13 protein-coding genes are annotated in these 14,415 nt (G+C 65.5%); 10 read left to right on the top strand and 3 right to left on the bottom strand.

What is annotated here, in order from left to right:
• The first annotated feature begins 4 nt into the window (after positions 1-4).
• The 3 genes from moaB (at position 5) to AC2FME_RS11985 (ending at position 5,515) form a co-directional block, all read left to right on the top strand.
• Positions 5-547, top strand: coding sequence for a molybdenum cofactor biosynthesis protein B (gene moaB, locus AC2FME_RS11995; protein WP_496684345.1), 543 nt, complete (start codon positions 5-7; stop codon positions 545-547).
• A gap of 107 nt (positions 548-654) precedes the next feature.
• On the top strand, positions 655-2,109 hold the full coding sequence (locus AC2FME_RS11990; RefSeq protein WP_496687657.1) for an efflux RND transporter periplasmic adaptor subunit: 1,455 nt from the start codon (positions 655-657) through the stop codon (positions 2,107-2,109).
• Between the two features lie 4 nt (positions 2,110-2,113).
• Positions 2,114-5,515, top strand: a complete 3,402-nt coding sequence (locus AC2FME_RS11985; RefSeq protein WP_496800539.1) for an efflux RND transporter permease subunit — start codon at positions 2,114-2,116, stop codon at positions 5,513-5,515.
• Here AC2FME_RS11985 and AC2FME_RS11980 read toward each other — a convergent pair.
• Positions 5,482-5,913: an NUDIX hydrolase gene (locus tag AC2FME_RS11980; protein WP_496683059.1), complete on the bottom strand. Its 432-nt coding sequence runs from the start codon at positions 5,911-5,913 to the stop codon at positions 5,482-5,484. The two genes, AC2FME_RS11985 and AC2FME_RS11980, sit on opposite strands and share 34 nt — an antisense overlap.
• Before the next feature lie 4 nt (positions 5,914-5,917).
• Positions 5,918-6,730, bottom strand: a complete 813-nt coding sequence (locus tag AC2FME_RS11975; protein ID WP_496800538.1) for a protein-disulfide reductase DsbD domain-containing protein — start codon at positions 6,728-6,730, stop codon at positions 5,918-5,920.
• A 144-nt stretch (positions 6,731-6,874) separates the two neighbouring features.
• Here AC2FME_RS11975 and AC2FME_RS11970 point away from each other — a divergent pair, with 144 nt between their 5' ends.
• Complete coding sequence (locus tag AC2FME_RS11970; RefSeq protein WP_490359821.1) at positions 6,875-7,429, top strand: YqgE/AlgH family protein; 555 nt, start codon at positions 6,875-6,877, stop codon at positions 7,427-7,429.
• Here AC2FME_RS11970 and AC2FME_RS11965 read toward each other — a convergent pair whose 3' ends face one another.
• Positions 7,430-8,380 (bottom strand): L-threonylcarbamoyladenylate synthase, encoded by a 951-nt coding sequence (locus AC2FME_RS11965; protein WP_496800537.1) that lies wholly within the window; start codon positions 8,378-8,380, stop codon positions 7,430-7,432.
• A gap of 135 nt (positions 8,381-8,515) precedes the next feature.
• Between AC2FME_RS11965 and AC2FME_RS11960 the strand changes: the two genes are divergently transcribed.
• From AC2FME_RS11960 to AC2FME_RS11935, 6 genes are all read left to right on the top strand, one after another.
• Positions 8,516-10,219, top strand: a complete 1,704-nt coding sequence (locus AC2FME_RS11960) for an acyl-CoA dehydrogenase (protein ID WP_496800536.1) — start codon at positions 8,516-8,518, stop codon at positions 10,217-10,219.
• Complete coding sequence (locus AC2FME_RS11955) at positions 10,219-11,265, top strand: MBL fold metallo-hydrolase (RefSeq protein WP_496800555.1); 1,047 nt, start codon at positions 10,219-10,221, stop codon at positions 11,263-11,265. Before AC2FME_RS11960 ends, AC2FME_RS11955 begins: the two co-directional genes overlap by 1 nt.
• Positions 11,266-11,269: 4 nt before the next feature.
• A complete protein-coding gene (locus tag AC2FME_RS11950; RefSeq protein ID WP_496800535.1) occupies positions 11,270-11,722 on the top strand; it encodes a DUF6173 family protein in 453 nt (150 codons plus the stop codon).
• 65 nt (positions 11,723-11,787) lie between these two features.
• Positions 11,788-13,626, top strand: a complete 1,839-nt coding sequence (locus AC2FME_RS11945) for a glycerophosphodiester phosphodiesterase family protein (protein WP_496800534.1) — start codon at positions 11,788-11,790, stop codon at positions 13,624-13,626.
• On the top strand, positions 13,613-14,197 hold the full coding sequence (locus AC2FME_RS11940) for a hypothetical protein (protein WP_496800533.1): 585 nt from the start codon (positions 13,613-13,615) through the stop codon (positions 14,195-14,197). The genes AC2FME_RS11945 and AC2FME_RS11940 overlap by 14 nt, the downstream gene beginning before the upstream one ends.
• 68 nt (positions 14,198-14,265) lie before the next feature.
• On the top strand, positions 14,266-14,400 hold the full coding sequence (locus tag AC2FME_RS11935; protein ID WP_496683040.1) for an aa3-type cytochrome c oxidase subunit IV: 135 nt from the start codon (positions 14,266-14,268) through the stop codon (positions 14,398-14,400).
• The last annotated feature ends 15 nt before the right edge of the window (positions 14,401-14,415 follow it).

The raw sequence follows: 14,415 nt of genomic DNA, 5'->3' as shown, positions 1-14,415 counted from the left end.
ACCCATGTCCCGCATCGACGAAACGATCGAGTTCATCCCTGTCCGCATCGCCGTTCTGACCGTGTCGGACACCCGGTCCATGGCCGAGGACCGGTCGGGCCAGACGCTGGTCGACCGGATCGAACGCGCCGGTCACATCCTGGCCGACCGCAAGATCATCCGGGACGAACGCGACCAGATCGCCGACCAGCTGCGCGCCTGGGTCGCCGACCCCCGGATCGACGTGGTCATCTCGACCGGCGGAACGGGGCTGACCGGGCGCGACGTCACGGTCGAGGCGCACCGCGATGTCTACGAAAAGGAAATCGAGGCCTTCGGAACCGTTTTCACCCTGATCTCGATGGAAAAGATAGGCACCTCGGCGGTGCAGTCGCGGGCCACGGGCGGCGTGGCGGGCGGGACCTATCTGTTCGCCTTGCCGGGCAGCCCCGGTGCCTGCAAGGATGCGTGGGACGGGATCCTCGAAAAACAGCTGGATTACCGCCACCGCCCCTGCAATTTCGTGGAAATCATGCCCAGATTGGACGAACATCTGCGACGGAAGTAGACTGGTCGTGCGTTTCAGGTGGGTTAACTGCCTTGTGGCTTGGCATTTTTTGCTGTCAGGCTAGGTTCGTGTGCATGGCAGCCTGCTGCGACCGGAGTGAATGATCGATGCGATTTCTGCGGCAAAGCCTTGTCGGTATCTTTCTGGCGTCGCTGATGTTGGCGTTGCTGCTGGTGGCCGCGCAACTGATCACCGGTGCCGTGCAAGAGGTGATGACCCGCGATTCCGACCCGCCGCCCCCGCGCGAACGGGTGTTTGCCGTCACCGTCCAGAAGGCCGAGGTGACGACGGCCACCCCGTATCTCGAGGCTTTCGGACAGGTCCAGAGCCGCCGCCGGCTGGAGTTGCGGGCTGCGCTTGGCGGGCGCGTGATCAGCCTGGCGGAGAATTTCGAAGAGGGTGGCGAAGTCCGCGCCGGCGAGGTTCTGGTGCAACTGGACCCCGCCGATGCGTTGGCCGTGCTTGAACGGGCGCGATCGGATCTGCTGGATGCGCAGTTCGAACAGCGCGACGCGGAACGCGCGCTGCTTTTGGCGCAGGACGAACTGCGCGCCGCGCAGGCGCAATCCGACCTGCGCGAACGGGCCTTGCAACGCCAGAAGGATCTGCTGGAGCGCGGGGTCGGGGCAACGGCCAGCGTCGAAGAGGCGGAACTGGCTGCCGCCTCGGCCCGCCAGACGGTTCTGTCGCGCCGGATCGCGCTGGCCCAGGCCGAGTCGCGGGTCGATCAGGCGACCACGCTTCTGGCGCGCGCCCAGATCGCCTTGGACTCGGCCGAACGCGATGTCGATGACATGACGATCCGGGCCGGGTTCGACGGCACGCTTTCGGGTGTGTCGCTGGTCGAGGGCGGGTTGGTGACCGCGAACGAAAAGCTGGCCGAACTGGTGGATCCGCAGGCGCTCGAGGTCGCGTTCCGGGTGTCCACCGCGCAATATGTGCGCCTGCTGGACGAGCGGGGCGCGCTGATCACGGCGCCGGTCACGGTCTCGCTCGAGGTGACGGGGACCGATCTGGTCGCCACCGGACGCATCAGCCGTGACAGCGGCTCGGCTGGCGAAGGCCAGACCGGGCGTTTGATCTTTGCGCGGCTGGATCAGACGACGGGGTTCAAGCCGGGCGATTTCGTCACCGTCTCGGTGCAGGAACAGCCGTTGGAAAACGTGGTGCGCCTGCCGGCCTCGGCGCTGGATGCGCAGGGCACGGTGCTTGTGCTCGAGGGCGAGGACCGCCTTGCGGTTCTACCTGTCGAGCTGGTGCGCCGACAGGGTGACGCGGTTCTGTTGCGCGGGGCGGGCCTTGCCGGGCGCGAAGTGGTGGTGGCGCGCACGCCGCTGCTAGGCGCCGGTGTCCGGGTGCGCCCCGTCCGCATCGAGGACAGCGCGGCCGCCGACCCCGACATGGTCGAGCTTAGCGACGAACAGCGCGCGCGGCTGGTGGCCCAAGTCGAGGCCAGTGAGCGTATGCCGCAAGAGGTCAAGACCCGGGTGCTGAACCAGTTGGCCGCCTCGAAGGTGCCTGCGTCACTGGTGCAGCGCCTGGAAACCCGGACGGGGGGCTAGCGCGATGATGCGCGGGATCCCGGATGCGGCCGGCGGCCTGCTGAGCTATTTCACCCGGCACCGGACCGTGGCCAACCTTTTGCTGGTGGTGATGCTGGTCCTTGGGGCGGCCGCGGCCCCGAACATGCGGGCGCAGTTCTTTCCCGATGTCGTGATGCAATGGGTGGAAATCGACGTCGAATGGGACGGCGCCGGTCCCGAGGACATGGACAGTGGCATCGTCCAGATCCTAGAACCCGCGCTAAAGGGGATCGATGGCGTCGCCACCACCGAAGCGACTTCGCGCGAGGGAACCGCGAACATCGCCCTGGAATTCGAACCGAACTGGGACATGGCCCGCGCGATCGAAGACGTGCGCACCGCCATCGACAGCGTCACCAACCTGCCCGAGGACGCCGAAGAGCCCTCGATCCGGCGGTCAGCATGGAGCGATCGGGTGACGGATGTGGTCATCACCGGCCCCGTTGAGGCCGAGCAGCTGGCCCGGCTAACGGACGAGTTGATCAACCGCCTGTTCGCGGCCGGCGTGACCCGTACCACGATCCGGGGGCTGGCCGCACCCCGCATCGTGGTCGAGGTTCCCACCGCGCAGTTGATCGCCCGCGACATCACGATGTCCGAGATCGCCGCCGCCATTGCCGCCGAAGTCACCGTCAACCCCGCGGGCGATGTGTCTGGGGCCAATGCCCGGATCCGCACCGGGATCGAAAAGCGCAGCCCCGAACAGATCGAGGGCATCGTGCTGCGCAACTATCCCGATGGGTCCAAGCTGGTGGTGCGCGACGTGGCGCGAATCCGGCTCGAGGGGGTGACCCGTAACCGCAGCTATTTCGTGGGCGAGAACCCGGCCATGTCGATCCGCGTGGACCGGTCGAACCTGGGCGACGCGATCGGCATTCAGCACACGGTCGAAGACGTGGTGGCCGAGATGCAGGCCACCCTGCCCGAAGGCATCACGATCGACCTGATCCGTACCCGCGCGCAGGCCATCACCGACCGGCTGGACATCCTGATCGACAACGGCCTGATGGGGCTGGGCCTGGTGGTGGGCCTGCTGTTTCTGTTCCTGAACGCCCGCATTGCCTTCTGGGTGGCCGCAGGCATTCCGGTGGCCATGTCGGCCGCCATCGCCTTGATGTATATCGGCGGGCTGTCGATCAACATGGTCTCGTTGTTCGGGTTGATCATCACGCTGGGCATCGTGGTCGATGACGCGATCGTCGTGGGCGAACATGCCGATTTCCGCGCCCGCCGCCTGGGCGAGCCACCGGTGGTTGCCGCTGAACGCGCGGCCCGGCACATGGCGATGCCAGTCCTTGCCGCCACCGTCACGACGGTGATCGCCTTTTTCGGCCTGACCGTTATCGGCGGCCGGTTCGGCGAGCTGATCCGCGACATTCCCTTTACCGTGATCGCGGTGCTGGCCGCCTCGCTGGTCGAATGCTTTTTGATCCTGCCCAACCACATGTCCCACGCCATTGCGCATTCGGCGAAGGAACACTGGTACGACTGGCCCAACCGGGTGGTGAACCGGGGCTTTCGCTGGGTGCGCGACCATCTGTTCCGCCCGCTGGTCGCCTGGGCCATCTGGGCGCGTTATGTGGTGGTGGCGCTGATGGTCGCCATCTTGGCCAGCCAGATCGCGCTGTTCATCCGGGGCGACGTGACCTGGCGGTTCTTCAACGCCCCCGAGCGCGGCTCGGTCACCGGCAATTTCATCATGGCCGAGGGCGCCACCCGCGCGGATACCTTGGAAATGATGCACATGCTGCAGCGCGCGACCGAGGAACTGGGTCGGATCTACGAAGAACGCCATGGCCGCAACCCCATCGATTATGTTCTGGCCGAGGTCGGCGGCAGCGCCGGCTATGGCCTGTCGGCCGCGCAGGGCAAGGACAGCGATCTGCTGGGTGGCATCTCGATCGAATTGATCGACGCCGACCTGCGCCCCTATTCCAGTTTCGAATTCGTGGGCGAGCTGCAGGAATTCGCGCCGCGCCACCCAAAGGTCGAGTTGCTCAGCTTCCGGGGCTGGCGTTCGGGTCCAGGGGGCGATGCGATCGACGTACAGTTCTATGGCGCCGACGTGAGCACGCTGAAGGCTGCGTCCGAGGCGCTGCAAGCCGAGCTGTCGAAATACCCCGAGGTTTCGGCGCTTGAAGACAACCTGGCCTATGACAAGGAAGAGTTCATTCTGGATCTGACGGCCCAGGGCGAGGCGCTGGGCTTTCGCATCGAGACCCTGGGCCGGGTGTTGCGCTACCGCCTGAACGGGATCGAGGCCGCGACCTTCCCTGACGGACCCCGCAGTGCCGAGATCCGGGTCGAGCTGCCAGAAGGCGAACTGACGGCCGATTTTCTGGAACGCACCCTGATGCGTTCGCCCGAGGGTGTCTATGTGCCGTTGGCCGACATCGTTTCGGTTCAGCGCAAGTCGGGGTTCTCGACGGTACGCCGGGAAAACGGGCTGCGGGTGGTGACGGTCAAGGGCGACATCTCCGAGGATGACCCGGCCCGCGCTGCGGAAATCGCCCGCGCCATGCACGACGAGATTCTACCGAAGATCGCCGCCGACAAACAGGTCGACTGGCGCATGGCCGGCCTGAGCGAACAGGAAAACGAATTCCTGGCCGAGGCCCGAACCGGGCTGATCCTGTGCCTGACCGGGATCTACCTTGTGCTAGCCTGGGTCTTCGCCAGCTGGACCCGACCGCTGGTGGTGATGTCGATCATCCCCTTCGGCCTGGTGGGCACGATCTGGGGTCACTACATCTGGGATGTTCCGCTCAGCATGTTCACTGTGGTGGGGTTGCTGGGCATGACCGGGATCATCATCAACGACTCGATCGTGCTGGTCACGACCATCGACCAGTACCGGCAGGAGCGCGGGCTGGTGCCGTCGATCATCGAAGGCACGGCCGACCGTCTGCGGCCCGTGATGCTGACCACGCTGACTACGGTTCTGGGGCTGACCCCACTGCTTTACGAAGGGTCGCAACAGGCTCAGTTCCTCAAGCCGACGGTGATCACGCTGGTCTATGGGCTGGCGTTCGGCATGGTTCTGGTTCTGTTGCTGGTGCCGGCGCTGCTGGCCATACTGAATGACGTTGCCCGCCCCATGACCGCGATGCGCAGGGCGCTGCGCGCGCCGGACCGGGTGGTGCGCGCCTCGGCCATGGGTACCGGTGCCGCGATGCTGATGTGGATGATGGTCACGATGGTCTGGCCGTTGGTTGCGGGCGCCCCGGCCGGGGTTGTCGCGGGCTTTTACGGCGGGCCTGACGGGCCTGCGATCCTGCGCATGGGGCTGGGTGCCTTTGCGGCAGGAGCCGTGGTCATTCTGGTCGTCGGGATGCTGGTGTCGAGCCTGCTCTATGCGCGGTTCTCGGCCCGGGCGAGGGCCTGAATCAGCAGCTCCGGCACGCGCGCGCTCATCGGCAGGGCGCCGCTCAGGATACGTTCGGTGGGAAACCAGGCCGCGTCGAGCGCGTCGTCGCCGGCCTTGGGCGTGCCCGACTCGAACCGGCAGGCCACCCCCACCAGCAGGTAGTGCGCGCGGACTTGCCCGGTCTCGTCTCGGTGCAACAGGTCCAGGTTGCCCAGATAGTGCTGCGGGCTGGCGGTCACGCCGGTTTCCTCTAGCAACTCGCGGGCTGCGGCCTGCAGGACGGTCTCGCCCCACTCCACATGCCCACCGGGAAATCCCCAAAGCCCCGCATCTGGGGTCTTGCTGCGCTGTACCAGCAGCACCTGCCCGTCCTGCACCACCACGGCCAGGGCGCCGATTCGGGGGAACCGGCTCATAGGGTCAACCGGCGCTGCAGCCGCGGATGTCGACTGCGTGGCGCGCGCCCAGAACCGTGATCCGCAGGTTGGACCGGTCCAGAGCAAAGGGCCTGCCGTCGGCGCTGACCACCTCGGCCGAGGCAATCAGGGTGCCGCCCTGCCGGATGGTTTCGGCCGGTGATACCCACAGCGCGGGGTTGCCCGGTTCGATCACCGCCACTTCGGCACCGCCGGCCGGCGGCATCGAGATCCTGACCTGCACCGACAGGCCATCCGCCGTGGGTTTCAGGTGGCAGGTGGCGGACGATACGCCGGCTTCGCGCTCGGAATAGGGCCTCTGTGCCAATGCCGCGGCAATGGCGGGATTGCGAGGCGCGCCCGCGTCCAGCGCGTGGTCAAAGCCCAGCGTGGTCGGAATGCACACGTCCTTGCAGACGCCCAGATCGACCTCGCCCCTCAGCCGAACCGGCTGGCCGGCGGTCTTGGGCGTGATCTTGATCGGCAGCACGACCTGCCTGGCGTAGCCGATCGATTTCAGGCCGTTCTGGTCGAATACCTCGGGTGCGGGCCAGATGACGGACACCGCGCCGACATTGTCAGACCGGCCCCAGTCGAACTGAGGGGGAATGCCGGAATCGCCGGGCGCGCGCCAATAGGTCTTCCAGCCATCCTCGAGCCGCAGGCGCAGAGCGCCCAGATAGGTGCCGTCCTGCGACAGCCCTCCATCCAGGATGTCGAGTTGCACGATGTCGTCCACGCCCTGCGCCCGGACCGGCGCGGCCAGAAAAAGGCAGGTCGACAGGATCGTGGCAAGGGATTTGAACATGCTGGTCATGGTTCATACATGCGTGTTGTGGCCCGGTTTGCCAAGTCACGTTCCGGTCACCTGCGGCAAAGCTGCGAAATCTGGCGTGATCCCTTGCCAATCCGGGGCACGCGGGGCCATTGTGGGAGAATACGAAGAAAGAGTCTTCAACCGATGGATCTGACCGGAAAACTGTTGATCGCGATGCCCGGAATGGGCGATCCCCGCTTTGACCACTCGGTGGTCTACATCTGCAGCCATGGCGAGGATGGCGCGATGGGTCTGATCGTGAACAAGCCGTCGGACCTGCGGGTCAAGACGTTGCTGGGCCAGTTGAACATCCCCTGTCAGATCCCGATCGTGGGCGAGCGCCTGGTGCATTTCGGCGGCCCGGTCGAGCTGTCGCGCGGGTTCGTTCTGCACAGTTCCGACTATGACGCGAACCTGCATTCGCTGCATGTGGCCGGCGATTTCAGCATGACCGCCACGCTGGACGTGCTCGAGGATATCGCCGCGGGCAAGGGGCCGCTGAACGCGATGCTGATGCTGGGCTATTCCGGCTGGGGGCCGGGGCAGCTGGAAGAAGAGATCGGCCTGAATGGCTGGCTGACCGCCGAGGCGACCTCGAAACTGGTCTTTGATCTGCCCGACGATGACAAGTGGGAGGCCGCACTGGCTACGCTGGGGGTCGATCCGCTGACTCTGTCGGCCAGCGCCGGGCGGGCCTGATCAGGAATTGCGCGGGGCGGCGGCGCGGCGCAGGCGGTCGTTGATTGCGGCGCCCAAGCCGTGGCCGGGGATCGGGCTGACCGCGATCGGACGCCCGGATTTGTCCAGTTTGTGCAGATAGGCGAACAGGTTCGCGGCAGCCTCGAGCAGGTCGCCCCGTTCCGACAGGTTCAGATCGCAGGCCACCGGCCCGAAGCCCAGCAGCACCTCGTCCCCTCGGCGCTGTTCGGCGTTCAGTCGAACAGCGGCGTCCGGGGCGTAGTGCGACTGCAACTGGCCCGGTGCGGTCAGCAGGTCACCGGGCTTGTGATGGCTCAGCTTCGTGCCCAGAACGGCTTCGATCTGCTCGGCGGCGACACCGCCCGGGCGCAGCAGGGCCGGTGCGCCAGCCAGCCCGACGATGGTCGATTCCAGGCCTACGGCACAGGGGCCATCATCCAGGATCGCGGCAATGCGCCCGTCCAGACCTTCGCGTACATGGGCCGCGGTGGTTGGGCTGATCCGCCCCGATGGGTTGGCCGACGGCGCAGCCACGGGTCCGTCGACCGCGCGCAGCAGCGCCTGTGCGGTGGGGTGGGCCGGCACCCGAACGGCCAGCGTGTCCAGCCCCGCCGTCACCAGCGACGACACCCCGTGCCCCGCCCGCAGCGGCAGCACCAGCGTCAGTGGGCCGGGCCAGAAGGCATCCGCAAGCCGCTGGGCCTGATCCGACCACTCCACGTGGCGCTGCGCAGCCTCGACCGAGGCGACATGGGCGATCAGCGGGTTGAAGCTGGGCCGGCCCTTGGCGGCATAGATCGCCGCGACCGCGTTGCCGTTGCGGGCATCAGCACCCAGCCCATAGACCGTCTCGGTCGGAAAGGCGACCAGCCGGCCCTGGCGCAGCAACTCGGCAGCGTCGGCGATTCCGGCGGCATCGGCGGTCAGACTCTGCGTGTTCTGGAAGCTCATGGCTGGTGACGCGGCGTTTTGGTTGCTTGCAACAGGCGGACGGATAGGTAATCGAACAAGCTTGGATGAATACCGACGCGGGCCGTGGAAGCCAAGCCCGACAATGCGACCAACACAGGATTTCCGGGGGAAACCATGCCATATCGCGCGCCTATTTCCGATTACGAGTTTCTTTTGGGCCACGTCGTGGGCTTCAAGGACGTCGCCGCGACCGAGAAATTCGCCGAGGCCACCCCGGACGTGGTCAGCGCCATCCTGACCGAGGCCGGCAAGATGTGCGAAGAGGTGATGGCCCCGCTGCAGCGCCCCGGCGATCTGCACCCCGCGCGGCTGGAAAACGGGGTTCTGCGGACCTCGCCGGGCTATGCCGATGGCTGGAAAGCCATCGCCGAGGGTGGTTGGATCGGCATGAGCGGTGATCCGGAATACGGCGGCATGGGCCTGCCCATGACCGTGACCACCGCGGTGAACGAGATGATGAGCGCCGCCTGCCTGTCGCTGCAACTGGCCCCGCTGATGAGTCAGGGTCAGATCGAGGCGCTGGAACACCACGCCAGCGAGGAACTCAAGGCGCTGTACCTGCCCAAGCTGATGTCGGGCGAATGGTCGGGTACGATGAACCTGACCGAACCGCAGGCCGGGTCGGATGTGGGCGCGCTGACCTCCAGGGCCGAACCCAACGGCGATGGCACCTATTCGGTGACCGGGCAGAAGATCTACATCTCGTGGGGCGACAATGACTTCTGCGAGAATGTCTGCCACCTGGTTCTGGCCCGTCTGCCCGATGGCGCGCCGGGGACCAAGGGGATTTCCCTGTTCCTGGTGCCCAAGTTCATCCCCGATGATAACGGCAATCCGGGCGTGGCGAATGACCTGAAGGTGGTGTCGCTGGAACACAAGATGGGCCTGCATGGCTCGCCCACCTGCGTGATGCAGTATGACGGCGCCAAGGGCTGGCTGGTTGGCCAGGAGCACAAGGGCATGGCCGCCATGTTCACGATGATGAACAACGCGCGCCTCGGCGTCGGCGGTCAGGGCGTGGGCGCGGCCGAGGGCGCCTATCAGCACGCGCTGGCCTATGCTCTGGAACGCAAGCAGGGCAAGACGCCCTCGGGCACGATCATCGATCATGCCGATGTGCGCCGGATGCTGATGGACATGCGGGCCGACCTGTTCGCCGCCCGTGCGATCATGCTGGCCAATGCCGCGGCCATCGACATGGCCAAGGCCACCGGCAACGCCGACTGGGCCGCGCGGGCGGCCCTGCTGACCCCGATCTGCAAGGCTTTCGGCACCCAGACCGGCATGCGCGTGTCCGAGACCGGCCTGCAGGTGCATGGCGGCATGGGATATATCGAGGAAACCGGCGCCGCACAGTATTACCGCGATGTTCGCGTCACCGCGATCTACGAGGGGACCAACGGCATTCAGGCCATGGACCTTGTTGGCCGCAAGATGATGGACGGGGGCGAAGCCGCCGCCCGCCTGCTGGACGAGATCGAAGATCATGCCGAGCGCGCCCGCGCCACCGTGCCCGAGCTGGCCGGCCCGGTATGGGAGGCGACCGAATCCCTGCGCGAGGCGACCGAGTGGCTGGTGTCGCAAGAGGACATGAACAACCGCTTTGCCGGGGCCGTGGCCTATCTGAATGCCTTTGCCCGCGTGCTGGGTGCGCATTACCACCTGATCGCCGCTTTGGCCGATCCGGATGGTCCGCGCGCCAAGCTGGCGCGGTACTATATCACCGCGCGCCTGCCGGAATACGCGGGCCTGCTGGATCAGGCGCAGATAGGAGCCGGCGATCTGTTCGAGCTCAGCGCTGACGAACTGGCCGCATGATGGACGGCGCGCGGCCTCCGGCGTTTCGCCATCCCTGGCCCGAGCCGCCCGCGCCTGGACAGGCCACCGAGATTGCCGAGGGCGTGCTGTGGATGCGCCTGCCGCTGCCAATGGCGCTGGACCACATCAATGTCTACGCGCTGGATGACGGCGATGGCTGGACGGTGATCGACACCGGGATATCATCGAAAAAGACGCGCGGGCTGTGGTCCGACCTTATGGCCGGGCCGCTTGCGGGCAAACCGGTGACCCGGGTGGTGGTCACGCATCACCACCCCGACCACGTCGGAAATGCCGGGTGGTTTCAGTCGGAGCACGGCGCCGATCTGGTCTCGAGCCGCACTGCATGGCTGTTTGCGCGAATGCTGACGCTGGACGTGCAGGAGAGCTGGCCGGAAGAGACGCTCGACTTCTACCGCAGCGCCGGCATGGCCCCCGAGATCCTGGCCAAGCGCATGTCCGAGCGGCCTTTCAATTTTGCCGACACGGTCTATCCGATGCCTCTGGGCTTTGTCCGCATCAAGCAGGGCGACGTGATCCGCATGGGCGGGCGTGATTGGGACGTGCATATGGGCAATGGTCATGCCCCCGAACACGCCACGTTCTGGAGCCGCGACGACAATCTGGTGATCTCGGGCGACCAGATCCTCAGCTCGATTAGCCCGAACCTGGGCGTCTATGCCACCGAACCGATGGCCGACCCGGTGGCTGACTGGCTGGAAGCCTGCGAGCGCCTGCAACAGTTGGCGCGGCCCGATCAGTTGGTGTTGCCGGGGCACAAGCTGCCCTTTGTCGGCCTGCCGATCCGCATGAAACAACTAATCGAGAACCATCACAGCGCTCTTGCACGCCTGCTGGACGATCTGAACGCGCCCAAGGCGGCGTCGGACTGTTTTGTGCCCCTGTTCAAACGTCCCATCCGTGAAGGTGAATACGGTCTTGCTCTGGTCGAGGCGGTTGCGCATCTGAACCATCTTTATCACACTGGAGCCGTGACCCGGGCGCGCCGTGAGGACGGCGCATGGGTGTATCAGCGCAAAGGTTGAGACGATGCAGGACAAGATCGAAACCTCGGCCGAGGCCGCCGAAGCGGCGGCTCTGCCCCGGTTTTATGAGGTGCATGCCGACCCGGACAGCACGTCGGGCACCAAGGATCTGCCCGAACCCCTGCGCCGGCCGGTCGACAGCAAAAGCCCCGCCCAATGGGCGTATGAGCGGCTGATCCTGTACATCCAGAATTTCGAAGAAACGCTGGATGCCGATCACGAGGTCGCCATGGGCTTTACCGGCGGTGACGCCGGCGTGATGCGGATCGAGGGGATGGGATATTTCGACCCCGACGTGATCACTTTCTACGGCTCGGACGGTTCGGGCGCACGCACCCAGCTGGTGCAGCATGTCAGCCAGCTGAACGTCATGCTGCGCGCCCTGCCCAAAACGGTCGAGGACAAGCCCGCCACCCGCATCGGCTTCCGCCTGGCGGCCAAGCTCGAGGAAGGCTGAGCGTCACGCTTGCAATTCGCATCTGCGCGGCCTTGAATGAATTCAGCATTCGAAGGGGGGCCGGCGTGTCACATTTCTCAACCGTAACAGATGCCTATCGCGGGGCCTGGGCCCGGCGCCGGACCTTTGTCCCCATCTATCTGGCGGTGCGGCTGCTGCTGATCGCGCTGATCGCACCCGGTGTCGCTTTCACCGTGAACCTGGCGGTGATGATGTCCGATCAAACAGCGCTGACCGATCAGGACATCGCGATGTTCATACTGTCGCCGGTTGGTTTCGTGGCGGCGGTGGTCATTCTGGGCCTGTTCCTGCTGGCCGAGGTGTTCGTCTTTTCGGTCATGGCCGGATCGCTCAGGATCGGCGACAGTGACCCATGGCGGGCGGGCGGGTCGGCCTTGCGGTTGATCCTGTCGCGCCTGCCGTCGCTGTTTTCCTTCGCGGTGCGCTTCATTCTGCGCGTTCTTGTCCTGGCGGTGCCCTTCGTGGCGGTCGCGTGCCTGATCGCGTGGTGGACGCTGACCGAATACGACATCAACTATTACTTGACCTTTCACCCGCCCGCTTTCCGGGTGGCCGTCTCGCTGATCGGACTCGTGGTGCTGGCGTTGGCTTGGGTGCTGATCCGCCGCCTGTCGGCCTGGGCGCTGGCCCTGCATCTGGTGCTGTTCGAGGGCGTTGCCCCTTCAGGGGCCTTTACCGAAAGTGCCCGGCGAATGGAGGGCAAGCGCGGCCGGTTGAAGATCGACCTGGCGCTGTGGCTGGTCGTACGTTTGGCGATCGCCGCGCTGATTGCCGCCGTGGCCAGCCTGTTGTTCCACCTTGTACCTCTCGAACAGGGCACGAACCTGCGGTTTGCCCTGACGCTCAGCCTGCTGGTGGCCGGGCTGTGGTCTCTGGGCGGGTTGGTGCTGGCGGCGGTGGCGCTGGGCGCGCTGGCGGTTCTGCTGGATGCGTTTTTTGAACCGCGGGCGGCAGAGCTTCCTCATTCCGAAGCCGGAAACCTGCGTGCCCCGGTTTTGGTGACCGTCACCGCCGCCGTCGCCGCCCTGCTGGCCGGTATCTGGTTCAGCCAGGACGTGCTGGACCGGGTATCGGCGCCCGATCATGCCGACGTGATCGGCCACCGGGGCGCGGCGGCGCTGCGGCCGGAAAACACGATGGCCTCGGTCCTGAAGGCTATCGAAGACGGGGCCGACTGGGTCGAGATCGACGTACAGGAAAGCGCCGACGGCGAGGTGATCGTGGCCCATGACAGCGACTTCATGAAGCTGGGCGGGGTCAATCTGAAGGTCTGGGATGCCACGATAGAGGATGTGGCGCAGATCGACATCGGCAGTTGGTTCGGGCCTGAATATGCCGATCAGCGCACTCCGACCCTGCGCGAGGTTCTTCAAGCTGCGAATGGTAAATCCAAGGTCATCATCGAACTGAAATACTATGGCCATGACATGGACCTGGAAAACCGCGTGGCCGCCATCGTCGAAGAATTTGGGATGGAGCAGGACATCGCCACCATGTCGCTCAAATACCCGGCGGTGCAGAAGATGAAGGCGTTGCGCCCGGACTGGCGCGCCGGCGTTCTGGCCGCCACGGCGGTGGGCGATCTGACCGGGCTGGAGGGCGATTTCGTCGCGGTGAATGCCGGGATGGTCACGCCCGGGCTGATCCGCTCGGTCCATGATGCAGGCAAGGATATATATGTCTGGACGGTGAATGACCCGCTGCAGATGTCGTCGATGGCCTCGATGGGAGTCGATGGTCTGATCACCGACCGCCCTGCCATGGCGCGTGAGGTGCTGCGTGTCCGCTCCGAAATGGAACCTGGCGAGCGGCTGCTGCTGTGGTTGGCCACGACCTTTGGCCTGTCGGTCGATACCGAGGCGATGCGCGATGAAAGCCCGTAAGCTGTGGCCGCTTCTGGCCTGCCTGGCCCTGCCCGTTGCCGCGCAAGACGTGATGCGCGGTGTGGAACTGCCGGCGCACCGGGCCTTGATCTCTCAATCGGTGGGTCATTCGCTGACGCCGTTCGAAAGCGACGGCTGTTCGGGCGGTATGTCGGCCAGCTGGCGATTGGTCGCGGACACTTTTCCCAGCTTCGCCGCGGTCTACGAGGCACACCCGCCGTGGGAATCCTGCTGCGTGACACATGACCGTGCCTATCACGATGCGGGCGGGGCGGTGACGCCCGAGGCCAGCTATGACGCGCGCCTCGCCGCCGACCGGGCCTTGCGCCAATGCGTCAAGGATTTCGGGGCCGATCAGGCCCAGGACTATGCCGCCCGCTATGACATGACGCCCCAACAGGTGATTTCGGCCATGTCGATCACGGCCGAGGCGATGTATATGGCGGTGCGTTTCGGCGGCGGGCCCTGCACCGGACTGCCGTGGCGCTGGGGGTTTGGCTACCCGGACTGTTCAATATTTGCCGGAGAACCGTCGGGGCAGGATCAAGATGGTCCAACTGCGCGCGATTGACGTCGTGACACGGCCGAAAATATCATTTATCCAAACGGGCAAACACGCGAATTGGGATTCTTGGACACATGGCTGACTACAAGCACGGCGAGATGGACATCACCGAACAGAGCAAAACTTTCAACGGTTTCGTCAAGTTCACCACCTGGTCGGTGGCGGTGATCTTCTTCGTTCTTCTGTTCCTCGCGATCTTCGCGGCCTGATCCAGAAAAGATCGG

Source organism: Ruegeria sp. BHSC026 (assembly GCF_059613065.1).
This window is presented reverse-complemented; position numbering and strand designations above follow the sequence as displayed.

Excerpts from the sequence above, each read along its gene's own strand:
- moaB (WP_496684345.1), top strand. The coding sequence starts at position 5 with ATGTCCCGCATCGACGAAACGATCGAGTTCATCCCTGTCCGCATCGCC.
- AC2FME_RS11990 (WP_496687657.1), top strand. The coding sequence starts at position 655 with ATGCGATTTCTGCGGCAAAGCCTTGTCGGTATCTTTCTGGCGTCGCTG.
- AC2FME_RS11985 (WP_496800539.1), top strand. The coding sequence starts at position 2,114 with ATGATGCGCGGGATCCCGGATGCGGCCGGCGGCCTGCTGAGCTATTTC.
- AC2FME_RS11980 (WP_496683059.1), bottom strand. The coding sequence starts at position 5,913 with ATGAGCCGGTTCCCCCGAATCGGCGCCCTGGCCGTGGTGGTGCAGGAC.
- AC2FME_RS11975 (WP_496800538.1), bottom strand. The coding sequence starts at position 6,730 with ATGACCAGCATGTTCAAATCCCTTGCCACGATCCTGTCGACCTGCCTT.
- AC2FME_RS11970 (WP_490359821.1), top strand. The coding sequence starts at position 6,875 with ATGGATCTGACCGGAAAACTGTTGATCGCGATGCCCGGAATGGGCGAT.
- AC2FME_RS11965 (WP_496800537.1), bottom strand. The coding sequence starts at position 8,380 with ATGAGCTTCCAGAACACGCAGAGTCTGACCGCCGATGCCGCCGGAATC.
- AC2FME_RS11960 (WP_496800536.1), top strand. The coding sequence starts at position 8,516 with ATGCCATATCGCGCGCCTATTTCCGATTACGAGTTTCTTTTGGGCCAC.
- AC2FME_RS11955 (WP_496800555.1), top strand. The coding sequence starts at position 10,219 with ATGGACGGCGCGCGGCCTCCGGCGTTTCGCCATCCCTGGCCCGAGCCG.
- AC2FME_RS11950 (WP_496800535.1), top strand. The coding sequence starts at position 11,270 with ATGCAGGACAAGATCGAAACCTCGGCCGAGGCCGCCGAAGCGGCGGCT.
- AC2FME_RS11940 (WP_496800533.1), top strand. The coding sequence starts at position 13,613 with ATGAAAGCCCGTAAGCTGTGGCCGCTTCTGGCCTGCCTGGCCCTGCCC.
- AC2FME_RS11935 (WP_496683040.1), top strand. The coding sequence starts at position 14,266 with ATGGCTGACTACAAGCACGGCGAGATGGACATCACCGAACAGAGCAAA.